Below are 25,114 nucleotides of genomic sequence, written 5' to 3' on the forward strand. Positions count from 1 at the left end.
AAGCGTTATTGACGATATGTGCGGCGGGAGGTTGGTGGTGGACGAGCCACTCGCCAACCGGGTCAGGTCCGGAAGGAAGCAGCCCTAACGAGCCAGGCACGGGTCGCCGTGCCAGCCTCCCACCCTTTTCTACCATCTTGGTCAGCTTCCGGTCCGGTCAAGTGACTGGAACGGCCCCCGCAGGCTGGACTGAATGAGCGATACCGGGCCCACGTCATCAAATGCTCCCGTTGCCAGTCCTTCTGGCGGCAACGCTTACCGGGTGCTTGCCCGCAAATATCGCCCCAAGGATTTTTCGGACCTGATGGTCGGCCAGGAGCCGATGGTCCGCACGCTCACCAACGCTTTCGACACCGGACGCATCGCCCAGGCCTATATGCTGACCGGCGTTCGCGGCGTGGGCAAGACGACCACCGCCCGCATCCTTGCCCGCGCTCTGAACTACAAGACGCCTGAAATCGATAAGCCGACGATCGACCTTCGTATCCCCGGCGACCATTGCCAGGCGATCATGGAAGGCCGGCATGTCGACGTGATCGAGATGGACGCCGCCTCCCATACGGGCATCGACGACATCCGCGAGATCATCGAGCAGGTGCGCTACCGTCCGGTTTCGGCGCGCTACAAGGTCTACATCATCGACGAAGTGCACATGCTTTCGACGCAGGCCTTCAACGGCCTCCTGAAGACGCTCGAAGAGCCGCCGGAGCATGTGAAATTCATCTTCGCGACGACCGAGATCAGAAAAGTTCCGATCACCGTCCTTTCCCGCTGCCAGCGGTTCGACCTGCGCCGCATCAGTGCGGCCGATCTCCTCGGCCTGTTCACCACCATCCTTGAAAAAGAAGGCATTGCGGCCGAGCAAGAAGCGTTGTCGATGATCGCCCGTGCGGCCGAAGGTTCGGCGCGCGACGGCCTGTCGCTGCTCGACCAGGCGATCGCTCACGGCGGCGGCAGCGTGGTTGCGGAGACCGTGCGCGGCATGCTGGGCCTGGCTGACCGGGCGCGCATCGTCGATTTGTTCGACCATATCGTGCGGGGCGACGTGACGGCTGCGCTTTCGGAATTCGGGGCACAGTACGAGGCCGGGGCCAATCCGGTCGTTGTGCTGACCGACCTTGCCGACTTCACTCATCTCGTCACCCGTTTCAAATACATTCCCGATGCGGCAAACGACCCCTCACTGAGCGAAGTGGAACGCCTGCGCGGCCGGGAATTCGCCGAGAGCGTTGCCGTGAGCACGCTGTCGCGCATCTGGCAGATGCTGCTCAAGGGCATTCCGGAAGCCGAGAATTCCTCGCGCCCGGCCGGTGCTGCCGAAATGGTGCTGATCCGTCTGACCCATGCGGCTCACCTGCCCTCCCCGGAAGATGCCGCGCGCAGGCTCGCTGACCTCTCCGGCGGCGATGGACAGCGTTCGGCGCCCTCTTCGAACGGCGGGGGACGGGTGGCCTCGCCCTCTCAGTCTCCGGTCAATGCACGCGGCTCGGATATGTCGACACCGCGCGTTCCGGCCGGCGGGCCGACCGCGATGCTGCGAGCCGTCCCCTCATCCGAAAACGCGCAGGAACCTTTGGAACGGCCGGCAATGCAAACGGTGGCCGAATCCCAGCCGGAGCCCAAGGTTCACGTGCGGTCGCTGGAAGACATCGGCGATCTCTGTGCCAAAAATCGCGAACCCGTATTGCGGGCCCGCGTCCGCCAGTCGGTTCACCTGGTAAAGCTGGAACCCGGGCGGCTCGAAATCAACCTCGAACCCGATGCGCCGAAATCCATCATCAATGATCTGACGTCGAAGCTTCGGGAATGGACCGGGATCACCTGGTGGGTGACGCTTTCCAACGAGCGGGGCGCTCCGACGCTGGCTCAGGCGGAGGAACAGGCCAAGGAGCAGCGCAGGACCGATGCCCGGGCCGATCCGGACGTGGCGGCCATTCTCGCCCAGTTCCCGGGCGCCAAGATCATCGACGTGCGTATTCGCGCCGAAGAAGAGGAAGACGAGGCGGCGGAAGCCACCGCACCGGCAACCGCGGAATCCGAAGAGGGCGACATCCTGCCCGGCGACGACATTGAACTATAAGAGAAGAGGATTTTCGACATGCGCGACATCATGGGCATGATGGGCAAGGTCAAGGAAATGCAGGCCAAGATGGAACAGATGCAGGCGGATATCGCCGCTCTCGACGTCGAAGGCACATCTGGCGGCGGCCTCGTGACCGTCCGCCTGAACGGCAAGGGCGAAATGCTCGGCCTGAAGATCGATCCTTCGCTCTTCAAGGAAGAAGAGGTCGAAATCCTCGAAGATCTGATCGTGGCGGCTCACAAGGCAGCCAAGGAACGGGCTGAGGCGATCGCTGCCGAAAAGACCAAGGAACTGACCGCCGGCCTGCCGATCCCGCCCGGCTTCAAGATGCCGTTCTGATCCGAATATATACGGAAACTGGGAGGTTCCGATGACGCTGACTTCGCTGCTCGTGTTCATGAGTGTGCTGTTCGTCTCTGCCGGTACGCCCGGCCCGAGCATCGCCGCCCTGGTCGCACGCGTCATTTCCCGCGGCACGCGCGGGGTCTTCCCTTTCCTGTTCGGCATGTGGGTCGGCGACGCGATCTGGCTGACGGTCGCGGTCGCGGGCCTGTCGGCGATCGCCGACACGTTCCATCACGTCTTCGTCGCCATCAAGTGGCTAGGCGTCGCCTATCTCCTCTATCTCGCCTGGAAGATGTGGACTTCTCTGCCGGATGAGTCCAAGGGGCAGCCGCCCGAGGCCGGGTCCAGCCTGAAGCTCTTCCTTGCGGCGATCTCGGTGGCACTCGGTAATCCGAAGATCATGATGTTCTATATCGCGCTCCTGCCGTCGATCATCGACATCCATGCGGTGACGATGACAGGCTGGCTGGAGCTGGTCGCTTGCCAGTTCTTCGTGTTGATGACGGTCAACATTTCCTGGATGCTACTCGCCGGCAAGGCGCGCGGTTTTCTCAAGAGCCGGCGCGCCGTACAGATGGCGAACCGCGTCTCGGCGGGCGCCATGGCCAGCGCCGCTGCGGCGATCGCAACGCGATAAGCCTTTGTCGGACAATGTAGAACTTCTGTCCACTTTTCTGGGATTGCCCTAATTTTCGAACGTCGGCCTCCACCGGCGGCCTATGGGTGCCGCAAGGAAGCGGGCTTTTTCCGCATCCGAGAGACTTCTGCCGACAGCCGACAGCATTTCCGAGATTGTGACGCGTTCGCCGGCATAGAGTTCGTGGCGTACCGGATCGTCCGGCGAGACCATGCCGGGCGCGATGACCCGGCAATAGATACCGGGGCGACCGGCTCTGACATAGGTCTTCACGAAGGTCGGATCACCCATCTTCACCGCCAGTGTGTTGCAGGGCGAGCGGGCGCAGCTGGCTTCGAGGATGACCTCGCCCACATGGAAACGATCTCCGGCGGCAACGTTCCGGTTGTCGAGGCCTTCGATGATGAGATTCTCGCCAAACGTCCCAGGCGACAGATCATGGCCGAGTTGGGCTGTCCACCAGTCCAGCGTCAGCGAGCCTTCGAGCAGCACCGCCTGGTCCTCGCCGCCGTGATGTCTGGTGTTGCAGACGGCATCGCCGACGAGGCCGAGCCGGTCGATCATCACGGCAGAGTTCAGGGCACTCTTGTAGATGCCGGTCTTGAAACTCTTGCCCGGCAACTTTTCCGGGCGACCGAGACAGATGGCGAGAAGTTTCATGCAGACATTCCTTCCGCGATTCCGTTTCGGGAGCATATGGGCTAAAGGGAGAACATGGCAAAGCGAGTCACTGGTCCCGAAATCGAAAAACTCATTCAGCTTCTGGCGAAAGTCCCGGGGCTGGGGCCGCGCTCGGCCCGCCGGGCGGCGCTGCACCTCATCAAGAAGAAAGAGCAACTCCTCGGACCGCTCTCCCACGCGATGGGCGAGGCCTATGACAAAGTGAAGATCTGCTCGCGCTGCGGCAATGTGGATACCGTCGACCCCTGTACCGTCTGCACCGATGCCAGCCGCGATCAAACCCTGCTGATCGTCGTGGAGGACGTTTCCGACCTCTGGGCGCTGGAGCGGGCGGGCGCCATGAATGCGGGCTACCACGTGCTCGGCGGCACGCTCTCTCCGCTCGACGGCATCGGTCCTGATGACCTCAACATTCGTGGCCTGATCGACCGGGTCAACGAGGGCGCGATCCGCGAAATCATCATCGCCGTCAACGCGACCGTCGAAGGCCAGACGACGGCGCATTATATTACCGACCAACTTTCCGGCATCGAGGTGAAGATCACCCGGTTGGCGCATGGCGTGCCGGTCGGCGGCGAACTCGACTATCTCGACGAGGGCACGCTGACTGCGGCGCTCAGGGCGCGGACGGCGATTTAGCGTTTGAAGAGGATAACGATGAGCAAGCTCGCCCCCCTCTGGCCTGCCGGCCATCTCCCCCTCAAGGGGGGAGATCCGCAAGACGCTCCGACATCGCTTCAGGGGCAGCGTTGGAGATGGGCGAGACGTTGCAACAATTTGATCTCCCCCCTTGAGGGGGAGATGGCCGGCAGGACAGAGGGGGGTGCCGCCAGGCGAGCAGCCGCATTGGTTTTCGCAGCATTTCTCACCCTCCTCCCCCTTCCCGCGCTGGCCCAGAACCGTCCGGACATCGAGAAGCAATTCCAAGGATGGATCGCCGGCGATCTGGGTCCGGCGGCCAGGAAGGCGGGGATTTCCGAGAAGACCCTGAAGGCCGCCTTTCAAGGCGTCACGCTCAATTGGGATCTGCCTGACCTCGTGCCTCCCGGTACGACCCCGCCGAAACAGCAGGATCAAACTCAGGCGGAGTTTTCCTCGCCCGGGGCCTATTTCTCCGAGAAACGATTGCAGGGCCTGGCCGCGACAGGGCGTGGCCTCGCGTCCACCCATGCGGCGGTGCTGAAGAGGATCGAAGCGGCCTACGGCGTTCCCGGCGAGATCGTCGTCGCCATCTGGGGACGCGAATCCGGCTTCGGCAGGGCCAAACTTCCCTATTCCGCAGTCCAGGTTCTCGCCACCAAAGCCTTCATGTCGACCCGCAAGGAGATGTTCCGCGACGAACTGATCGTCGCGCTGAAGATGATCGAACGAGGCGATGTCGATGCCGCGACCATGAAAGGCTCCTGGGCCGGCGCGCTCGGCCAGCCGCAGTTCATGCCCTCGAGCTATCTGAAATACGCCGTCGATTTCGACAAGGACGGCCATCCCGATATCTGGAATTCGGTGGCCGACTCGCTCGCGTCGATCGCCCACTATCTCCAGAAGGAGGGCTGGAGCCAAGGCCGTGACTGGGGCTTCGAGGTGACGATCCCAGAAAAGGTCTCATGCGCACAGGAGGGGCCGGATCTCGCCAAGCCGATTTCGCAATGGGCAGCAACGGGAATTGCCCGCATTTCGGGAAAAGCCTTCCCCGCCGCCGATCTGAAAGCCGCGGGCATGATGCTGGTTCCGGCCGGCCGGCACGGGCCCGAATTCATCGTGACCCCGAATTTCTACGTCCTGAAGGAATACAACAATTCCGATCTTTACGCCCTCTTCATCGGCAACCTGGCCGACCGGATCGCCTCAGGGGCAGGACCGTTTGAGGCATCTTGGGGCGATATCGGCAAGATGCTGCGTTCCGACGTGCTCGCGATGCAGAAGGCGCTGGTCGCCAAGGGCTATGACGTCGGCAACGTCGACGGCCTGCCCGGCTATAAGACACGCCGTTCGCTCGGCGACTGGCAGACCAAGAACGGTCTAGCCGCCACCTGCTATCCAAACTCGTCGCTGAAGGGCAAGATTCGTTAGAGGTTTCGTTTCAGCCCTTCGTGGCTGGCTATGAAGCCGAGCTTTTCGTAGAAGCGGATGGCATCCGGCCGCGCCTTGTCGGAGGTGAGCTGCAGCAGCTCGCAGCCGCGTTCCCGCGCCATTTCCACCGCCCATTCGATCAATTGCGAACCGAGGCCGCTGCCTCGTTCGCCCGCGGCAATGCGCACGCTTTCGATCTGGCCCTGCCACATGCCCGTACGCGAGAGGCCGGGAATAAACGATAGCTGCAGGCAGCCGACCACCTGATCGGCCGCGTCCACCGCGACGGCCAGAAGCTGATTGTCATCGCCATCGATCGCCGCAAAGGCCTCTTCGTAGCGTGGATCGAGCGGGTGAGAGATACTCTCCCGTGATTGGCCGAGCGGATCGTCCGCCAGCAGTTTGACAACAGCGGGAAGGTCGGAATGGCGGGCTTTTCTGAAAAGGATCATAATAGCGGTCAATGATGCAGGTCGGGGGGCGATTTGTGGAACACGTCGTCGTCCGGTGGAATCGTCTGCCGTTCGATCAGGCGATGGACGCGCGGGCCTTGTGCTTCGTGATGAAGTGCACGGATCGCGTCCCAAACCTCGGCATCCGCCTGCGTGCGCCGCTGGTTGTGCCGCACGTAATCGGCCCAGGTCGCCGTATGGTAGGTTTCCGTCCAGATCTCCGGATGCTCGAGGTCGCGCATCAGGGCCCATTGCCGGGCTCCGTCGCGAATGCGGATACGCCGCCTGCGTGACATCAGGGCAAGGAATTCCGGCACATCCTCATCGGCAATGATGTAGTCGATCAGCGAAACGATCGGGCCGCTGCGGGGCTGGAGGTCGAGCCTCAACAGCGGCTCGTTGAACCGGTTGAGCGGATCGAGATTGAGGTCGCTCAGCTGCGGCAGCGGTGCCCGCATGCCGATCACCGCGCCGAACAGCATCGCAAGGCTCGACAACGACAGCGCAACCGACACGTCGAAGCCTTCCGAGAGGACGCCCCACAGCCAGCTGCCTCCGGCGATGCCGCCAAAGGCGGCCGTCTGATAAAAGGAAAGCGCCCTGCCGACGACCCAGCGCGGCGTCGAGAGCTGCACCGTCGTGTTGAACAATGAGAGCGCCATGACCCAACAGGCGCCAGGGACAAGGAGGACCGCAGTGCTGAGCCAGGCATTGGAACTCAGGGCGAGAACGCTGGCGCTTGCGGCAAAACCCAGAAAGGACAGGCGCACGATCGACTCGCTCGACAGTTTCTCGCGCAGCCGCGAGTTGCCCATCGCACCGGCAATCGCCCCGACCCCGAAAGCGCCGAGCATGACGCCGTAGGTAAGCGGGCCGCCTGCCACCAGATCGCGCGCCACGATCGGCAGGAGGGCGAGAATGGCGCTGGCCGAAAGGCCGAAGATCAGTCCCCGAAACAGGACGTTCAGGATGTTCGGCGACATCGCGACGTAGCCGAGCCCGGCCGAAAGCGCGCGCAGCAGCGTTTCACGCGGCAGGGCATTGTCGCGGACAGGGATTTTCCAACGGAACAGCGCGTAGATGAGCGCGAAATAACTGCATGCATTGACGGCGAAGGCGGCGGCGGCGCCTGCCGCTGCCACGATCGCACCGCCGATGGCCGGACCAAGGCTGCGGGTGATGTTGAAGCCGACGCTGTTGATCGTCACGGCTGCGGGCAGCACCTCCCGGGGGACCATATCGCCCACCGAGGCCTGCCAGGAAGGATTGTTGAGCGCAACCCCACAGCCGAGCAGAAAGGTAAACGCCAGGAGCAGCCATGGTGTCAGCAGGGCGAAGTAGGCGCAGAGCGTGAGAATGACCGAGACGACGAACATGAAGATCTGCGCCGTCAGCATCAGGCTGCGGCGATTGAAGTTATCGGCGAGAGCACCCGCGATCAGCGAGAAGAGCATGATCGGCAAAGCCGTCGAGGCCTGAACCAACGCGACCATGTCCTGCGAATCGGAAATCGAGGTCATCATCCAAGCGGCGCCGACGGCCTGTATCAGCCCTCCGAAGTTTGAGGCCAGGCTTGCTATCCAGATGGTCCTGAAGGTCTCGTGACGGAAGGGAGCCAGGGTCGATATGCGGTCCGGCACTGTTCCTCCTCGTGACGATTCTCGTGCAGATGCCCAGGACGACGGTTATAGGCCTTTGGAACCGAAACTCCAGAGCGCCCGGAACCAAACCTTGCCGTCGCCGATCGCTGAGACGCGTGCCGACCAACGGATGTCACCACTATCCCCGAGGTCCGATGACACGCCGGAATTCGGTTCCCATATAGACGCCGACAGGAGTAAAATTGTCAGCAATATATTTCAGCGGGCCGAAATCCTGCAGGATGGAAATCTGCACCTCGGCATCGACCTTCTCGATCCGGTTCCCCACACTGGCCATCTGCAGGGCCGGGACCCAGGTGAACATCTCGCCCCGCGACAGCGGGCCATGTTGCGCCACGGCCTCAGTATGAAGATCGTCGTCGTCGATATAACGCGGCGTCACGGTGCCGAGCTTCAGGGCATGAGAGAGAAAGAAATCGAGATAGTCTTCCCCCGTTGGCGGCGGATTGAACTTCATCGCAGTGAATTCGCTGGACTGCGTATGGATATTGTGATGGATCTTGGTACCGTCGCAGATGTAAAGGCTTCCAAACCCGCCCATCGCATAGACCACCAATCGCTGCGGATCGAATTCCGGATCGCCCTCGAACCAAGCCCGGATGACCGGCGCGAAGGTTGCGGGGTCGCACATCTGTACGAAACCATCGCCGAAAACGAGCTGGTTTCCGTGGCGCGCCCAGAACTCCAGCAGGCCATCCGGCAGAATGCCGCGGTAGGGGGCGATCTCTGCCTCTCGCACCGGCGTTGCGCTATCGAGATTGCGGGCATGGGCCAGAAGCGGTTCGTAGTCGGAATAGGGCATGTGTATTTGCTCCGGATAACCTGTCTGCGGGATCTCATCGGCCACGCATGAAAGGGAACTGTCGAAAACCGGCTTTCCATGCGGTCAATCCGGAACCGGCGGTGCGAGTAACCGCGTGTTTGCTGCGGGGCCTGCAGACAGCGAATGCATCAGGCCGTCTTCGCCAGCGAACAGGCTGAAGACTTGATGATCAAATGACAACCAATTGGGAGCAGCATCGGGCCATGGGCCAAAAAATGCAGCCGACCTTCGTCGGTGCGGCGACTAAAGTGTCCATCGTCATGAAAATCTCGCCGGTGAAACAACTATCGTAGGTAGAGTTAGAGAGGTCCGCGAATAGGTCAATCGTTCGGCGTCGGCAAATGCGATATCGTCGAATTTCGCGCTCTACGTATCCCCTGCCGTGGTCGACGCACCGGGGCGAGAGCTCAACAGGCCGGCAAATTCACCGACACTTGCAATCCATCATCCGAAAGCGTATATGCAGGCCATATTCTTGATCGTCCGATGAAGAGTGGGCCCGGACCGGACCCGCTCTTTTTTGTTAGGCGGTCGGTTCAACCCGAATCCCGGCAGCGCCGGATTCGGCAATGCTTGCCGGAGAGCTTATGCCGCAAACCGAACACGAGCCGCGGCTCATCATCGAGACCGGGCTCGACCTCAGGATCGCCGAAATCATCGAGCCCGTGCTGACTTCCATGGATTTCCGGCTGGTTCGCGTGCGCTTGCTGAACCAGAACGGCCTGACACTGCAGATCATGGCCGAGCGCAATGACGGAACCATGGATGTCGAAGGCTGCGAGGCCGTGTCCACGGCGATTTCGCCTGTTCTTGATGTGGAAGATCCGATCGATAAAGCGTATCATCTGGAAGTGTCCTCGCCGGGCATCGACCGCCCGATGGTCCGGAAATCGGATTTCACCCACTGGATGGGCCATCTGGTCAAATGCGAAACGTCGATCATGATCGACAACCGCAAGCGGTTCCGCGGCAAGATCACCGAGGCCGACGAAGACGGTTTCACGATCGAGCGGGACCAGGTCGCCTACGGCGAGCAGCCGAGAATCGAAATCCCATTTTCGGCGCTGGCCGAAGCAAAGCTCATTTTGACCGACGATCTGATCCGCGACGCCCTTAAGGCCGACAAGCTGGCCAAAACGCAGGCAGCGAACCAGAACGACGAAGACGACGAATAACAGAAAAGATTAGGAGCCTCGAGGAGAGGTACCTTTCGACCTACGGAGACCAACGACAATGGCAGTGAGTGCGAACCGGCTTGAACTTCTGCAGATCGCGGATGCAGTGGCGCGCGAAAAGGTCATCGACCGCGAGATCGTGCTGGCCGCGATGGCCGACGCCATCCAGAAGGCTGCCCGCTCCCGTTACGGCTCGGAGACCAACATCCGCGCCGACATCAATTCCAAGACCGGCGAAATACGCCTGCAGCGCCTGCTGGAAGTGGTGGAAGCCGCTGAAGACTACGGCACGCAGATTCCGCTGGCGCTTGCCCGTGACCGCAATCCGGATGCCAAGATCGGCGACTTCATTGCCGACCCGCTGCCGCCGATGGACTTCGGGCGCATCGCGGCCCAGTCTGCAAAGCAGGTCATCGTGCAGAAGGTGCGCGAAGCCGAGCGCGACCGCCAGTTCGACGAGTTCAAGGATCGCGTCGGCGAGATCGTCAACGGTACCGTCAAGCGCGTCGAATACGGCAACGTCATCGTCGACCTCGGCCGTGGCGAAGGCATTATCCGCCGCGACGAGATGATCCCGCGCGAAAACATGCGCTACGGAGATCGCGTCCGCGCCTATGTCTATGACGTGCGCCGCGAACAGCGCGGCCCGCAGATCTTCCTGTCGCGCACGCATCCGCAGTTCATGGTGAAGCTGTTCACCATGGAAGTGCCGGAAATCTACGACGGCATCATCCAGATCAAGTCGGTCGCCCGTGACCCGGGCTCGCGCGCCAAGATCGCCGTCATCTCGAACGATAGTTCGATCGATCCGGTCGGCGCCTGCGTGGGTATGCGCGGTTCGCGCGTCCAGGCCGTTGTCGGCGAACTGCAGGGCGAGAAGATCGACATCATTCCGTGGAGCCAAGACCCGGCGTCGTTCATCGTCAACGCGCTGCAGCCGGCCGAAGTCGCCAAGGTGGTCCTCGACGAGGATGCCGAGCGCATCGAAGTCGTGGTGCCGGACGAACAGCTGTCGCTGGCCATCGGCCGCCGCGGCCAGAACGTTCGCCTCGCGTCTCAGCTGACCGGCTGGGACATCGACATCATGACCGAGCAGGAAGAGTCCGAGCGCCGCCAGAAGGAATTCAACGAACGCTCCAATCTTTTCATGGAAGCGCTCGACGTTGACGAAATGATCGGCCAGGTTCTTGCCTCGGAAGGCTTCGCGCAGGTCGAGGAACTGGCCTATGTCGAGCTCGACGAAATTGCCTCGATCGAAGGCTTCGACGAAGACACGGCGACCGAAATCCAGACCCGCGCCCGCGAATATCTGGATCGCGTCGAGGCGGAAAACGACGCCAGACGCAAGGAACTCGGCGTGACTGACGAATTGCGTCAGATCGACGGACTGACGGCGCAGATGATGGTTGCCCTCGGCGAGGACGGCATCAAGACGATCGAGGATTTTGCCGGCTGCGCAGCCGACGATCTGGTCGGCTGGAGCGAACGCAAGGACGGCGAAACGAAGAAGTTCGAAGGTCTTTTCTCCAAGTTCGACGTTTCGCGCGTCGAAGCTGAAAACATGATCGTTCAGGCGCGTCTGCTGGCGGGCTGGATCACCGAAGAGGATCTTGCGCAGCAGCAGGAGCAGGTCGAGGAGGCGGATGCCGCCGAGCAGGAATGATCCCGCTCGCTGGCGAGCCAGACGGCGACGATGACGGGCGGAGCGAGATTGTCGTGAATGACCGCACCTGCATCGTGACGCGCGAGACCTGCTCGCCGGAAGCGCTGATCCGCTTCGTCGCCGGCCCGGACGGGCGCGTGGTGCCCGACCTGAAGCGTCAGCTTCCCGGCCGCGGCTGCTGGGTCAAGGCGGACCGGGCTCTGGTTGACCGGGCGGTTCAGAAGAAGCTTTTCGCCCGCGCGCTGAAGGCCGAGGCAAAGGCCGATGCCGATCTCGGCGCGCTGGTGGACAGGCTGCTCGCGGCCGATCTCGTCGGCATGATGAACTTGGCCCGCAAAGCGGGCCAATTCGTTTCCGGCGCCATGAAGGTGGATGCCGCCGTTCGCGCGGGCGCAGCGCTTGCCGTGTTTCATGCGGCGGATGCGGCCGCCGACGGGGTGAGAAAGATCGATCAGGCCCGCAAGGCCTGGAAGCTCGGCACCAGTGCCGGGGAAGATATTCCGTCCTTTTCGCTCTTTACCGGAGCCGAATTGGACGAAGTGATGGGTCAGAATGCTTTTATCCATGCTTGTGCGCTTGCAGGGCAGGCGGGTGAAGGTGTAGTGAAGCGCGCAAACCTACTTGAACAGTACCGCACAGGCGGCCTGTCCCAAAAAAAGGATGTCGCCGACATGCCGAAGCAATGACGCGGTCACCGGCTTCAGCCGGACGCATTATCGAAATACGTGAATTGAACGACAGGTTCTGATGGTTTCCATCCGTTCCTGTCCGAAGGAACAGGAACGGAATGACCGACAACAAAGACGACAAGACACTCGGCGTTAAGAAAACCCTTACACTGAAGCCAACGGGCGTAAGCCAGGGTACCGTGCGCCAGGATATGGGTCGCGGTCGCACAAAAGCCGTCGTGGTCGAGACACGCAAGCGCCGCCCGATCCGCCCGGAAGACGAAAAGCCGACGTTTGCGCCCGCAGCTCCGGCTCCAAAACCCGTCGAAGCGGCACAGCCGGCGCCACAGCCTGTCACTCCGCAACCGCGGATTCATCAGCCCGCCCCTCACGGTGGCCAGCGTCCACTTCCCCAGCAAGGGCAGCGCCCTTCGCCTAGCCCATCGGCACCGCCGCCGCGTCAGCCGCAGCGTCCGCAGGTTCTGCACGACCTGTCGGCAGGCGAAATGGAAGCGCGCCGCCGGGCGCTCGTGGAAGCTCAGGCCCGCGAAGTCGTGGAAGCCAAGCGTCGCACCGAAGAAGATGAGCGCCGCAAGGTCGAAGACGAACGCCGCAAGATCGAGGAGGCGGCCGAGGCTGCTCGCCGTGCGGCGGAAGCCAAGGCCGAACCGGCGAAGGAAGAGCCCGACGCAGCTCCGGCTCCGGCCCCAGTGGTTGCCGAAAGACCGGCAGAACAAACCGCAACTCCCGCGGGCCGCCCGCAGGAAGCACGCCCACAGGCTCCGCGCCCATCCCCGGCGGCCCCTGCAGCTGCGCCAGTTGCCGGTCGCGGCCGCCGGGCCGGCCAGGAAGAGGAAGAGGAACGGGCTCCGGCTCGCGGTGCACCTGGCCGCGGCCGCGTCGCAGCGCCAGCACCCGCCAAGGTTCCTGCCCGGCCGAAGGCCGAGGAAGACCGCCGCCGTGGCAAGCTGACGGTGACAACCGTCAGCGAGGACGACGAGGGTGGTGCCCGCGGCCGTTCGATGGCCGCCATGCGGCGTCGGCAGGAGAAGTTCCGCCGCAGCCAGATGCAGGAACCGCGCGAAAAAGTCGTGCGCGAGGTCATTCTGCCTGAGACCATCACCATTCAGGAACTGTCGCAGCGCATGTCCGAACGCGCCGTCGACGTCATCAAGTACCTGATGAAGGAAGGCCAGATGATGAAGCCGGGCGACGTCATCGACGCCGACCTTGCCGAACTCATCGCCGGCGAATTCGGCCACACCGTCAAGCGCGTTTCGGAATCCGACGTCGAGGAAGGCATCTTCAACGTTGCCGACGACGAAGGCGAAATGGTTTCGCGTCCACCGGTCGTCACCATCATGGGTCACGTCGACCACGGCAAGACCTCGCTGCTCGACGCCATCCGTCACGCAAACGTGGTGGCTGGCGAGGCCGGCGGGATCACCCAGCATATCGGCGCTTACCAGGTCGAACAGAACGGTCAGAAGATCACCTTCATCGACACCCCTGGCCACGCCGCCTTTACGGCCATGCGTGCCCGTGGTGCACAGGCGACCGACATCGCGATCCTCGTGGTTGCGGCCGACGACAGCGTGATGCCGCAGACGATCGAATCGATCAACCATGCCAAGGCGGCAGGCGTTCCGATCATCGTGGCGATCAACAAGGTGGACAAGCCGGCTGCCGATCCGCAAAAGGTGCGCACGCAGCTTCTGCAGCACGAGGTTTTCGTCGAATCCATGGGCGGTGAGGTGCTCGACGTCGAGGTTTCGGCAAAGAACCACACCAACCTCGACAAGCTGCTCGAAGCGATCCTGCTGCAGGCGGAAATCCTCGACCTCAAGGCCGATCCGAACCGGACCGCCGAGGGTACCGTGATCGAAGCGCAGCTCGACCGCGGCCGTGGCTCCGTCGCAACGGTCCTCGTCCAGAAGGGCACGCTGAAGCCCGGCCAGATCATCGTGGCCGGCGACCAGTGGGGCCGCGTCCGGGCGCTCGTCACCGACAAGGGCGAGCATGTGAAGGAAGCCGGTCCTGCCATGCCGGTCGAAGTGCTGGGTCTTTCCGGCACCCCGGCGGCCGGCGACAGGTTCGCCGTCGTCGAGAACGAAAGCCGTGCCCGCGAGATCTCGGAATACCGCCAGCGTCTCGCCCGCGACAAGGCCGCAGCACGCCAGTCCGGCTCACGCGGCTCGCTGGAGCAGATGATGACGCAGCTGCAGGCCTCCGGCCTGAAGGAATTCCCGCTGGTCATCAAGGGCGACGTGCAGGGTTCGATCGAGGCCATCATCGGCGCGCTCGACAAGCTCGGCACCGACGAAGTCCGCGCTCGCGTCGTTCATTCGGGCGCAGGCGGGATCACCGAGTCGGATATCTCGCTCGCCGAGGCATCCAATGCGGCGATCATCGGCTTCAACGTCCGTGCCAACGCACAGGCACGCACCTTCGCCGAGCGTTCGGGCATCGAAATCCGCTACTACAACATCATCTACGATCTGGTGGATGACGTGAAGGCAGCGATGTCGGGTCTGCTCTCTCCGGAACGTCGCGAAACCTTCCTCGGCAATGCCGAAATCCTGGAGGTGTTCAACATCACCAAGGTCGGCAAGGTTGCAGGTTGCCGCGTGACCGAAGGCAAGGTCGAGCGCGGTGCAGGCGTACGCCTCGTGCGCGACAACGTCGTCATTCACGAAGGCAAGCTCAAGACGCTCAAGCGCTTCAAGGACGAAGTCTCGGAAGTGCCTGTCGGTCAGGAATGCGGTATGGCCTTCGAGAACTACGAAGACATCCGCGCAGGCGACGTCATCGAGTGCTTCCGCGTGGAGCACGTCACGCGCACGCTGTGACCCCCGGCAACGAGCCTCAGCAATTTCAGGAGCCGTCCGTGACCTTCACGGGCGGCTCCTGGCATTTCGAATACATGCTTTCCGACGAGGAACTGGAAGAAGGCATCACTCTTGTGGTGCAGTACTATTTCGAGCGGCGGCAAAAGCTACTTGGATTGCTGGGGTTTTACGATTCCCTGGCAAAAAAGTTCCGGAAGAAGAACCCCTCCCCGCTGATCGTCTCGGAAAAGCGGGAGATACGTTCCATCAAGGCGGAATTCGGGCCTGACGTCGTCCGGGCACAAGGGGACGGCCTGCTGATCGAACTGGACGCGAAGCGGCTCAGCAAGTTGATAGAGCTCGGCGACTGGCTGGTTCTTTTCTACGACGGCGGGCATCTGCTCCTGCCCCGGCGAATTTTTCCGGACGACGTGACGGCTAAACTCTACATACGCTACGTTCGCGACTTGATCCGCCGGCACTAGAGCACCGTGCGTCCCAGACCAGCGCGCGGTGGCAAAAATTTTCAGCTTCTACCAGAGAGCTCCCGGCGGTAAGCATCGCCCTATATCTGTATTTTCCAGTTTCTGAGGAGGAAAGCATGGCAGTTTCATTCGACCTGAGCGGCAAGACGGCAATCGTCACCGGCGCCAATACCGGGCTGGGACAGGCGATAGCCGTAGCACTCGCCGGCGCGGGCGCGGACGTGGCGCTGGTGGGACGATCCTCGATGTCAGAGACGGAAGCAGCCATCGCCGCCGCCGGCGGCGGAAAAAGCCACACGATCAAGGCTGACCTTTCGACTATCGAACCGGTTCAGGACGTGATCGACCAGGCGATCGCCTTGACCGGCCGCGCCGATATCCTCGTCAACAACGCCGGTATCATCCGCCGGGCCGATGCAATCGATTTCAGCGAAGCCGACTGGGATGCAGTGATGGATGTGAATCTCAAAACGGTTTTCTTCCTCTCCCAGGCCTTCGCACGTCGTCTGATCAGCGAAGGCAAGGGCGGCAAGATCATCAACATCGCCTCGCTTCTCTCCTTCCAGGGCGGTATCCGCATCCCCTCCTATACGGCCTCCAAGAGCGGCTTGGCCGGGTTGACGCGCCTGCTCGCCTGCGAATGGGCCGGCAAAGGCATCAACGTGAACGCGATCGCGCCCGGCTATTTCTCGACCAACAATACCGAAGCGCTTCGCAACGACCCCGACCGCAATTCGGCCATCCTCGGCCGCATCCCCGCAGGTCACTGGGGCCAGCCCGAAGAACTTGGCGGTGCGGCTGTTTTTCTGGCGTCGCCGGCCGCGGACTACGTCCATGGCGTGGTTCTACCGGTCGATGGCGGCTGGCTGGCACGTTGACGGCCCCATAGCCGCCGGGACGAGCCGACAGACGGATATCTCAAACTCAGCGCCACCGCCTCGATCAGGCGGTGATCCAACGGCGATCGCTCCCTCATCGAGGTACGTGGCGCGGTAACTGTCGCCTCAGGCGAATTTGATCGGTTTTCTCAAGATTTATTAGTTGCCATTTCCAGTCATGTTTATTATCGGGTAGCAGCATAATCGCGAAGTCGGGCGGCAGCCGCCCTCTTCCGGTGCCCATTTGCGGCGACACTGATCGCCCTCCCGCCGATCGCGTTGTCGAATAGTCCGGAGTATCGCCTGCCATGCCTGTTGCCCTGAAGCTCGCTTTTCCCACGCGCCAGCCGAACAGGCGCCGGCTTCCCCTGACCCTGGCGATGCTGATCCTGGCGGCTTCAACCGGCATGGCGCAAACCCCTGCCCCTGATGCAGCGACCCAGCCGCCAGCAGCCACGACAGCTCCACAACCGCCACAGCCCCAGCCGGTTACGCCGGCGGTTCCGAATGCGGCGACATCCCAGGCACCCGCAGATCCGACAAATGCGCCCCAGGCGCCTGCAGTTCCGGCAACGCCGGCTCCCGAGGCGGGTGCCCCTGTTGCCGGCGCGTCTGCGGCAGAGCCGCCGGCCTCCGCCGCACCTGCACCGGCACAATCCAACCCGCAGCGGCCAACCGATGTGTTCACCCAGTTCCTGGAACCGGAACGCCGTTCGGACCTGCCGCATGACCTTTCTCCCTGGGGCATGTTCATGGCGGCGGACTGGGTGGTCAAAGGCGTGATGCTTGGACTGGCTTTCGCCTCCTTGGTGACCTGGACTGTCTGGCTTGCCAAGACGCTGGAGCTTGCCGGTGCCCGAGCCCGAGCCGGCAGGACGCTGAAGATCATCCGCTCATCCCGCACGCTCTTCGAGGCGGTCGACGCAGCGGGCAGCCGCGGCGGCCCGGCCGCCCTCATGCTGCGTGCAGCAACCGAGGAAATGCAGCTTTCCGAAGCCGCGATCGACCATGTGCATGGTGACGGCGTGAAGGAGCGGGTGGGATCGGCACTTTCGCGCATCGAGGCCTATGCGGGCCGCCGCATGTCGCGCGGCACCGGTGTGCTCGCAACGATCGGCTCCACCGCGCCGTTCGTGGGCCTCTTCGGCACCGTCTGGGGCATCATGAACTCCTTCATCGGCATCTCCCAGTCGAACACGACCAATCTGGCGGTCGTGGCTCCTGGCATCGCGGAGGCCCTGCTCGCAACCGCGATCGGTCTCGTCGCCGCTATTCCGGCGGTCGTCATCTACAACGTCTTCGCGCGGTCCATCACGGGTTACCGGCAGCTTCTGGCGGACGCCGCGGCCGGCGTCGAACGGCTGGTCAGCCGCGATCTCGATTTTCGGAAAATTCCCCCGGGAGGCCGCAAGGCTCCCGTATCGCTGGTGGCTGGAGGCTGATCGACCATGGCCGGCGGCATCCGCGAACATCACGGCGACGAGCTTTCCGAAAATCACGAAATCAACGTGACGCCGTTCATCGACGTCATGCTGGTTCTGCTGATCATCTTCATGGTGGCCGCGCCGCTTGCGACCGTCGACGTCAATGTCGATCTCCCCGCCTCCACAGCCAAGCCCGCCGAACGCCCGGACGAGCCGCTTTATCTGACGGTCAAGGAAGACCTTAGCCTCAACATCGGCAACGACGCCGTGGCGCGCGAACAGCTTGCTGCGTCGCTCGACCGGATGACGGAAGGCAACAAGGACACGCGCATCTTTCTTCGCGCCGATAAGGCGGTCGACTACGGCCAGTTCATGGAAGTGATGAACCTGCTTCGCGACGCCGGCTATCTGAAGATCGCGCTGGTCGGCCTCGAAACCCTGCCGGCCCCGCAAGCTCCGGCGGCGTCCCCGAGCGGCGATGGACAAGCGCCGACCGCGGTTCCACAGGTGCAGCCGGCGGCTCCATCCGCGGGAGGCAATCCATGAGCCTCGTCGTCTCGCAGACAGGTCCTGGCGGACGCGTCGGCGAGCTGGCGCTTTGGGCTGTCGCCGGCCTGGTCATGCTGACGGTGCATGTCGGCGGCGCAGCCTATCTGCTCAAGGAAGATCCGGGGGCGCCTGCCGATAACGCGCCGCCTGCGGCGATCATGATCGAACTGGCGCCCGAACCGGAAGCCGTCAACACCGAAGAAGAACAGGTTTCACCTGATACTGTGGACCAAGAGGTCGTCGAGAGCGAGCAGGTGGAGCCGGTCGAGGAACCACCACCGCAACCGGTTGAGGAACCTCAGCCCGAACCCGAGCCGACGCCGGAACCAATCGTGGAACAGCCTCCGGAACCGGTCGAGCCTCCACCGCAGGAGATTGCGGAGCCGATTGAACCCACACCGCCAGAACCTGTGATCGAGGAACCTCTGCCGGAGCCACAGCCGACACCCGAGGTTACCGAAACCATTCCCGAGCCAACGCCGGAGCCGATCGAGGAGATCGATCCTATCGAGCAGCAGATGACCGCGGCGCTGGAAAATGTCGAGGTGCCTTTGCCAATGGTGCGGCCCGAACCGCCGTCGACCGAGAAGCCGGAAGAGGCAAAGAAGCCTGAGCCGAAGAAAGAGCCGGTCAAGAAGGTTCAAAAACCGAAACAGCAGCAACAGCAGGCTCGCCAGGAAATGGCCGAGGCAAAAATCCAGGCCAAGGAGTCCGACCGGACGGCAGCAACCCAGACCTCGACCGGTTCCATCGCGCCGTCTGTCTCGCCAGCCAAGTGGAAATCGCGCGTGCAGGCCAAGATCGCCAGAAATACACGCAAGTGCCCCGGCAACAGCACGGGCAGCACCACCGTGCGTTTCAATTTCGATGGCGGCGGCACTGTCACCAATGTCTCGGTATTGCGGTCATCCGGCGATTCGGCGATCGATAACTACATCGTTTCGGCCGTGCGGCGCGCTTCGCCGATCCCCGCTCCGCCAACCGGAGTGGCAAGTTATCTCGATCAGCCGCTGACCTGCGAATAACGATCGGCTATATGCGGAATATCCTTCGCTAATCTGATCCGGATATTCCAGATATGCATATGCCTCTCAAAGAAGCCGAAACGCTGGTTCAAGCCACCTTCCAAGCCAATGGCGTTCTGCCCGAAACGGCCCGATCCGTCACAAATGCGCTGGTACAGGCCGAAGCGGCAGGGCAATACGGGCATGGCTTGCGCCGCGTGCCCGCCTATATCGGTCAGGCCCGCAGCGGCAAGGTGGATGGCAAAGCACGATATGTCGCTTCCCGTCCCCGGCCGGCAGTCCTCACGATCGATGCCGCCCTCGGTTATGCCTATCCGGCCTTCGACCTTGCCGTGGAGCGGCTTCCGGAGATTGCCCGGGAGCAGGGCATCGCGCTTTGCCTCATCCATCGCTCGCACCATGCCGGCGTAATGGCGCTGACGGTGGAGCGCTTCGCCGAGCAAGGCCTCACAGCGCTGATGTTTGCCAATGCTCCGGCTTCCATGGCGGCCTGGGGCGGAAGGAAGCGGCTCTTCGGCACCAATCCGATCGCCTTTGCGACACCCGTTGCGGGTGACGACCCGCTGGTCATCGATCTGGCGCTTTCGACGGTCGCGGCCGGCAAGATCATGGCGGCCCGGCAGAAGGGAGAGAGCATTCCGGAAGCCTGGGCCTTCGATGCCGATGGTAACCCCACCACCGACCCGAATGAGGCACTCAGGGGCGTCATGGCGCCGTCCGGCGGGGCCAAGGGCGCAGCGCTCGCGCTGATGGTCGAGATCCTTGCGGCAGGGCTGACGGGCTCGAATTTCTCCCGTGAAGCAAGTTCGTTCATGGAGGAGAACGGTACCCCGCCTTCGGTCGGTCAGATGCTTGTTGTCATCGATCCCGCTGCCGGCACGGCTTCGGCCGGCGAACGGATCGCTGAACTGGCGCAAGAGATGGTTTCGGAAGAGGGGGTTCGTTTGCCGGGCCGCAGAGGCCAGAATGCCCGCCGCAAAGCAATCGAATCCGGACTCCATATCGACGACGAAGTCCTCGCGTCAATCAAGGCGCTGGTCTAGGCCCGCAGTGCTGCGGCCGGCGGCTGCCGATAAGCGAGGACGGCAGGAATCGCGGCGAGAACGGCTGACGTGGCGAGAAGAAGAATGGCGCTCTTCAAATCCTCGTCCGTAAAGCCGACCGGGAGTACGATGCCGCTCTGGTCCGTGAAGACATTACCGATCATCTGCGCGGCGAAAAGGCCTATCAGAAAGCCTAAGCCAATACCCAGGGCGATCAGCAGGAAGAGCTCGAGCCAGACGATGGCAAACACCGAGGATCGCGGCGCTCCGAAAGCGCGAAGGGCCCCGATCTGGCGCCGCCGCTGGCCGATATGGGTGACGGTCACGAGCACGAGAGCGGCTGCCACCAAGCCCTGGGAACCTGCCGCAACGGCGCCGAGCACCAGCTTGGCGTCTCCCAGCGTCCCATAAAGATTGGTCAACACCTCGCCGGGAAAGACCGCCAGCGTATTGCCGTTGCGATATTCCTGCCGGAGCTTGTAGGCATCGGCGATCGTTTTCGGCTTCACCAGAACCGCAGGCAGGCCCGGTGCATCCGCGGCAAAGTCTTCGACGACGGGTGCATCCGGATCAATCCCATGATGATCGGGATTTTCCTCTCCATGCGCACCCTGGCCGGCGGCCACGGCCGTCTCGCGTGCGTGGCCGTGGTCGTGACCGTGTTCGCGTGCAGCCTCGAAAAGACTGTGCCCATGTTCGTCGGTGGCCGCCGCAGCAGGGGTTATCTCCCGTGCTGCTTCGCCGTCGTGCTCTTCTTCCTCGCCATGTTCATGACCAAGGCCATGAACATGCCAGACGGCCTGGATCGGGACGAGAATGGCGCGGTCCCATGGCGTGCCGGTCGGCAGCAGCCTGCCGGTGATACGATAGGCCACACCGGCATGGGTTTCGCCGCCTGTGGCGGCCGTTCCATGCATCGGTTTGACCTCTCCGCCGATCGGGAGCTTCACGGCAGCGCCGATGACGGCTTCGCCTTCCCTGCCGAACATGCCGCCTTCGGCAAAACCGGAGACCGTGCTCGAAATCAGCGAACGCGTCGTACCGACCAAAGGATAGCCGGCGAAAGAATCGCCGAAACCGACCGGCGCCACCCAGGCAACGCGTGGGTCCTTCGATAGCTTCGCCAGCACGTCGCCCGACATCAACGGGAGGGGCGCCGGCTGCAGGAAGACGGAGGACAGGACAAGCTGGGTCTCGCTGCCGGCCGCGCCGATGACCAGGTCAAACTTGTCGGCAGCCCGGGCACTGCCGAGACGCAGCGCGCGCTCCTGAAGCGTGACCGTGACGCCAACGGCCGTCGCGAGTGCCACCAGCAGGACAACGACCGTGGCGCCGGCCCAAAGACGGCGAAGATCCGCGAGGATGAACCGCATCATGCCGCCACCTCGTCCGAAACAGAATCAGAAACGATACGCCCCGCCTGAAACGTCAACCGGCGATCAAGCCGGTTGATCAATCGCTGGTCGTGCGAGACAACGATGAGGGTCGTGCCCGCCTGCTCCGCCAAATCGAGAAGCAGCCGCCCGACGGCTTCCCCAGCCTCGGCGTCCAGGCTGGCGGTCGGTTCGTCGGCGACGATCACACCGGGCTTGCGGAGCAGCGCGCGGGCAATGGCGACGCGCTGCATTTCGCCACGCGACATGGTTTCGATGCGCTGATCCGGCCGAGGAAGGCCGACCGTCGCCAGAAGCTCCCTTGCCCGCCCGATGGTCACCGCATCCGCAACCCGTGCGAGCCTTGCCGGCAGCAGGATGTTTTCAAAAGCTGAAAGACCGGGAAAAAGATGGAAGTCCTGCATCACGAGCCCGATATGCCGGGCACGCCATCGGTCCCGCGCCGATTCGGAAAACCGGCTGATATCGTCACCGTTCCAAACCAGTTTGCCGGATGTTGCGCGCTCAAGGCCCGTAATGACATTGACAAAAGTGCTCTTGCCGGAGCCGGAACCACCCGTCACGGTCACGCGACTACCGGGAGCGATGGCAAGCGAGGCGATCTCCAGGACAGGGCCGCCGAGCCCTGGGAAAGATTTGGCCAGATCTTCGATACGCAGGGAAAGCATGTTCAGACGGCCTGATATGCGGCGTCGCGGATCCTCAGACGGCTGACGAAGCCGGTTTCCGGATCCGTCCATGAGCCGACTTCCAGCACGCCGCGGACTTCGATCGTTTCGTTGGGGGGCGTGAATGTCTGCTTTCGGTGAAGGTAGACGACCACGATATTGTCCGGCCAATCGGAATCGGATGAGCAGAAGGGGCAGATCGACATCGGCACTTCGGTAAGGACAAAGAACTGAGCCTCCGCCTTCAAAGGCGGCGCCATAAAGCCGCGCATCCCGACCGGCTTTCCAGCCAGCGCCTTCACCTTTTCGGAAAACTCGAGCCCCAGAACGCTGATCTTGCCATACAGGTCATCAAAAGTGAGATCTTCGGACGCCTCGGTTCGGCCTCCTGCGATCAATAGAGGCAGGCCGGCCATGAATCTCAGCGTCCAGCGGCGATTGAATTGCGCCTCAAACACCTTTGCCATGCGGCCCTCCATCATTGCCATACCGACTGTTTGCCCCCTCACAACCCGCAAAGCAAGCGGTACTGAACTAAGAGGCAAGACGGCATGCCGAAACGAAGACATGCCGCCCTTTTCGTTTTAGTTGGTCTGCTTCACGCCGAGCGCGAGCGCGTCGGCCAGGACCTTGTAGACGTCGCTCTGCTCCATGTAGCCCTTGAAGCCTTCCGAGCCGGGGCCGGTTGCCTGGAGGACCACGTCATCGACGGTATGGGCACCGGTGGCCGCACCCTTCGGCAGGTTGCCCTGCACGAATACGGCGCCGGGAACATCCTTGTAGGCTTCGTTTGCCACGTATTCCTTCTTGTCGTTCTGAAGGGCCGGGGTGAACGGGCCATCGAGCTTCGGACGGAAGGTTTCGTAGTGGTCAGGATAGTTGCTGACGAACATGGCCAGACGCTTCGTCACATCGAGTTTGTCCGGGTAGCCGTCCTTGTTTTCGTCGGTGTAGTTGGTGAAGGAGCGGCCGCCTACCTTCTCACGCATCTCCGTACCCTCGACAGTGTCGTCAACGGTGCCAACGATGGTGATGCCGTGGGTGTGGTCGCCGGTCACGACGAGAAGCGTGTCAGGGTTCTTGGCGATGAAGTCCTGGGCAACACCGATAGCCTGATCGAACTCGATCGTATCGACGACTGCGCGCTCGTTATCGAGCGGGTGGGTCATCTTGTCGATGTTGGAGGCTTCGACCATCAGGAAGAAGCCGTTCGGGCTCTTCGAAAGATTGTCGAGGGCAGCCTTGGTCATTTCCACCAGGCCCGGCTGGTTCGGGAACTTGTCGACACTTCCCTTTTTGGAGAATTCACGGTCCCAGGTTACGTCCATGTTGCCGGTGTGGAACAGGCCGAGGACCTTGTCGGAGCCTGCAGCGGAAGCCAGTTCGGTCTTGTCGGTCGCGAGTTTGTAACCGGCGTCCTGGAACAGCTTGATGTAATCCTTGTCATCCTTGCGCTTCGAGCCGTTGGTGGCCTGGGGCAGGAAATAGGCGGAGCCACCGCCAAGGACGACTTCCGGCTTTACGTCCAGAAGCATGCCGGTGATTTCGGCCTTGTCGTCGCGACGACGCGTGTGGGAGACGATCGCGGCCGGGGTGGCATCCTGGATTTCGGAAGTCGCGACGATGCCGATCGCCTTGTTGGTCTGGCGGCGCAGTGCTTCCCCGAGGGTTTCGACCTTCGGGTCGTCCAGGGTGTCTGGCGTGCGGTCGGCATAGACGCCGAGCGAGTTCACAGCGCCCTTGTGGCCGGTCATGTAGGCAGACATCGTGTTTGCCGAGTCGGTCGTGACGGAATCGGCCGCCGATGTGCCGATAAAGGCCATCCGGTCAAGGCTGTCCATATTGAGGCGGCCGTTTGCTTTGCCTTCGGTCATGCCTTTGGACATGATGCGGGCGGCCGTGCGATGCGCGACCGACAGGCCGTCACCGAGGAAGAAGATGACGTTTTTGGCGGCAGGCTTGTCTGCGGTGCCGTAAACGTTCCAGGTCACCTTTTTGGTTTCGGCACCGGCTGCAATTTCAATCTTGTAGTCGCCGGCATTGGCAATCGTCACGCCACGCAGGATGACGGAGGAGCCAAGGATCTTGTCCTTGCTTTTTTCTTCCGCGACGAACTGGGCGTCCTTGCCGAGAACCGACTTGTAGTCCTGACCGTTGATCGTGATCTTGACGTCTTCCGGCTTCACGACATTGCTGAACTCGACCTTGAAATCGAAAGGCGATCCGGCAAGGATCGTCGCGCGATCAATGGGATAGATGCTGGCAGCGTGGCCGGTGCCGGCAAGAATGGTGGAAACCACCAGGGCGGCAAAAAACTTGCGCATAGTAACCTCACAAAAAGTGCAGTGGGAAAGGCAAGTTTCTATATCGCCGGCCCATGACACATACGTGACGGCCGAAAGTTCGCCGACGCGCGGGCGCTGGCGTCAATAGGAAGCAGAAATATCGAGGGGAGCGGGAGCTGAAAATGAAAAAGCCTGGCGCGGGAGGAGGTGCGCCAGGCTTTAAACTTGATCGACAACTGGGAGGAGGAGGATGTTGCCGATCCGTATCAAGCGACAC

Annotated in this window: 23 protein-coding genes and 1 other RNA gene; 16 read left to right on the forward strand and 8 right to left on the reverse strand. The window is 62.4% G+C overall.

The features are described 5' to 3' along the window. Positions 1–26 precede the first annotated feature (26 nt). From ffs to C5L13_RS13605, 4 genes are all read left to right on the forward strand, one after another. Positions 27–123, forward strand: an RNA gene (gene ffs, locus C5L13_RS13590) — signal recognition particle sRNA small type. Positions 124–193: 70 nt separating this feature from the next. Continuing rightward, complete coding sequence (locus C5L13_RS13595; RefSeq protein ID WP_105383815.1) at positions 194–2,080, forward strand: DNA polymerase III subunit gamma/tau; 1,887 nt, start codon at positions 194–196, stop codon at positions 2,078–2,080. 18 nt (positions 2,081–2,098) lie between these two features. Further along, positions 2,099–2,422 (forward strand): YbaB/EbfC family nucleoid-associated protein, encoded by a 324-nt coding sequence (locus C5L13_RS13600; protein WP_105383816.1) that lies wholly within the window; start codon positions 2,099–2,101, stop codon positions 2,420–2,422. A 31-nt stretch (positions 2,423–2,453) separates the two neighbouring features. Then, the gene (locus C5L13_RS13605; protein WP_105383817.1) at positions 2,454–3,065 is read left to right on the forward strand and encodes a LysE family translocator; all 612 of its coding nucleotides are present in this window, start codon (positions 2,454–2,456) and stop codon (positions 3,063–3,065) included. A 48-nt stretch (positions 3,066–3,113) separates the two neighbouring features. Here the strand turns inward: C5L13_RS13605 and C5L13_RS13610 are convergent, their stop codons facing one another. Next, positions 3,114–3,725, reverse strand: a complete 612-nt coding sequence (locus C5L13_RS13610; protein ID WP_105383818.1) for an MOSC domain-containing protein — start codon at positions 3,723–3,725, stop codon at positions 3,114–3,116. Between the two features lie 54 nt (positions 3,726–3,779). On the opposite strand from C5L13_RS13610, the gene recR reads away from it, so the two are divergent. Then, positions 3,780–4,385, forward strand: a complete 606-nt coding sequence (gene recR, locus C5L13_RS13615; RefSeq protein WP_105383819.1) for a recombination mediator RecR — start codon at positions 3,780–3,782, stop codon at positions 4,383–4,385. 162 nt (positions 4,386–4,547) lie between these two features. Then, positions 4,548–5,816: a lytic murein transglycosylase gene (locus C5L13_RS13620; protein WP_205836835.1), complete on the forward strand. Its 1,269-nt coding sequence runs from the start codon at positions 4,548–4,550 to the stop codon at positions 5,814–5,816. Here the strand turns inward: C5L13_RS13620 and C5L13_RS13625 are convergent. The 3 genes from C5L13_RS13625 to C5L13_RS13635 form a co-directional block, all read right to left on the reverse strand. Then, complete coding sequence (locus tag C5L13_RS13625) at positions 5,813–6,268, reverse strand: GNAT family N-acetyltransferase (protein WP_105383821.1); 456 nt, start codon at positions 6,266–6,268, stop codon at positions 5,813–5,815. The two genes, C5L13_RS13620 and C5L13_RS13625, sit on opposite strands and share 4 nt — an antisense overlap. A gap of 8 nt (positions 6,269–6,276) precedes the next feature. Next, entirely contained in the window at positions 6,277–7,908 is a 1,632-nt protein-coding gene (locus tag C5L13_RS13630; RefSeq protein WP_105383822.1) for an MFS transporter, read from the reverse strand. A gap of 139 nt (positions 7,909–8,047) precedes the next feature. Then, positions 8,048–8,731 carry a GAD-like domain-containing protein gene (locus tag C5L13_RS13635; RefSeq protein ID WP_105383823.1) on the reverse strand — a complete coding sequence of 228 codons (684 nt, stop codon included), beginning with the start codon at positions 8,729–8,731 and terminating at the stop codon, positions 8,048–8,050. A gap of 608 nt (positions 8,732–9,339) precedes the next feature. On the opposite strand from C5L13_RS13635, the gene rimP reads away from it, so the two are divergent. From rimP to C5L13_RS13685, 10 genes are all read left to right on the forward strand, one after another. Further along, positions 9,340–9,927 carry a ribosome maturation factor RimP gene (gene rimP / locus C5L13_RS13640; RefSeq protein WP_105383824.1) on the forward strand — a complete coding sequence of 196 codons (588 nt, stop codon included), beginning with the start codon at positions 9,340–9,342 and terminating at the stop codon, positions 9,925–9,927. A gap of 58 nt (positions 9,928–9,985) precedes the next feature. After that, positions 9,986–11,590 (forward strand): transcription termination factor NusA, encoded by a 1,605-nt coding sequence (gene nusA, locus C5L13_RS13645; protein WP_105383825.1) that lies wholly within the window; start codon positions 9,986–9,988, stop codon positions 11,588–11,590. Then, the gene (locus C5L13_RS13650) at positions 11,587–12,276 is read left to right on the forward strand and encodes an RNA-binding protein (RefSeq protein ID WP_105383826.1); all 690 of its coding nucleotides are present in this window, start codon (positions 11,587–11,589) and stop codon (positions 12,274–12,276) included. Before nusA ends, C5L13_RS13650 begins: the two co-directional genes overlap by 4 nt. Before the next feature lie 101 nt (positions 12,277–12,377). Beyond that, positions 12,378–15,107, forward strand: coding sequence for a translation initiation factor IF-2 (gene infB / locus C5L13_RS13655; RefSeq protein WP_105383827.1), 2,730 nt, complete (start codon positions 12,378–12,380; stop codon positions 15,105–15,107). 38 nt (positions 15,108–15,145) lie between these two features. Continuing rightward, positions 15,146–15,571: a hypothetical protein gene (locus C5L13_RS13660; protein ID WP_158693449.1), complete on the forward strand. Its 426-nt coding sequence runs from the start codon at positions 15,146–15,148 to the stop codon at positions 15,569–15,571. Between the two features lie 116 nt (positions 15,572–15,687). Then, positions 15,688–16,449, forward strand: coding sequence for a 2-dehydro-3-deoxy-D-gluconate 5-dehydrogenase KduD (kduD, locus tag C5L13_RS13665; protein ID WP_105383829.1), 762 nt, complete (start codon positions 15,688–15,690; stop codon positions 16,447–16,449). Between the two features lie 380 nt (positions 16,450–16,829). After that, positions 16,830–17,891, forward strand: coding sequence for a tonB-system energizer ExbB (exbB, locus tag C5L13_RS13670; protein ID WP_105383959.1), 1,062 nt, complete (start codon positions 16,830–16,832; stop codon positions 17,889–17,891). Positions 17,892–17,897: 6 nt separating this feature from the next. Next, entirely contained in the window at positions 17,898–18,419 is a 522-nt protein-coding gene (gene exbD, locus C5L13_RS13675; RefSeq protein WP_105383830.1) for a TonB system transport protein ExbD, read from the forward strand. Continuing rightward, positions 18,416–19,447, forward strand: a complete 1,032-nt coding sequence (locus C5L13_RS13680; RefSeq protein ID WP_105383831.1) for a cell envelope integrity protein TolA — start codon at positions 18,416–18,418, stop codon at positions 19,445–19,447. The genes exbD and C5L13_RS13680 overlap by 4 nt, the downstream gene beginning before the upstream one ends. 53 nt (positions 19,448–19,500) lie before the next feature. Further along, entirely contained in the window at positions 19,501–20,490 is a 990-nt protein-coding gene (locus C5L13_RS13685) for an Ldh family oxidoreductase (RefSeq protein ID WP_105383832.1), read from the forward strand. Here C5L13_RS13685 and C5L13_RS13690 read toward each other — a convergent pair. From C5L13_RS13690 to C5L13_RS13705, 4 genes are all read right to left on the reverse strand, one after another. After that, entirely contained in the window at positions 20,487–21,866 is a 1,380-nt protein-coding gene (locus C5L13_RS13690; protein WP_105383833.1) for an ABC transporter permease, read from the reverse strand. The two genes, C5L13_RS13685 and C5L13_RS13690, sit on opposite strands and share 4 nt — an antisense overlap. Next, entirely contained in the window at positions 21,863–22,552 is a 690-nt protein-coding gene (locus C5L13_RS13695; protein ID WP_105383834.1) for an ABC transporter ATP-binding protein, read from the reverse strand. Before C5L13_RS13695 ends, C5L13_RS13690 begins: the two co-directional genes overlap by 4 nt. Before the next feature lie 2 nt (positions 22,553–22,554). Further along, entirely contained in the window at positions 22,555–22,968 is a 414-nt protein-coding gene (locus C5L13_RS13700) for a hypothetical protein (RefSeq protein ID WP_245571264.1), read from the reverse strand. Positions 22,969–23,136: 168 nt separating this feature from the next. Continuing rightward, positions 23,137–24,876, reverse strand: coding sequence for an alkaline phosphatase (locus tag C5L13_RS13705; protein WP_105383835.1), 1,740 nt, complete (start codon positions 24,874–24,876; stop codon positions 23,137–23,139). Positions 24,877–25,114 lie beyond the last annotated feature (238 nt).

The organism is Neorhizobium alkalisoli (assembly GCF_002968635.1).
In the GTDB taxonomy this organism is placed as follows: domain Bacteria; phylum Pseudomonadota; class Alphaproteobacteria; order Rhizobiales; family Rhizobiaceae; genus Neorhizobium; species Neorhizobium alkalisoli.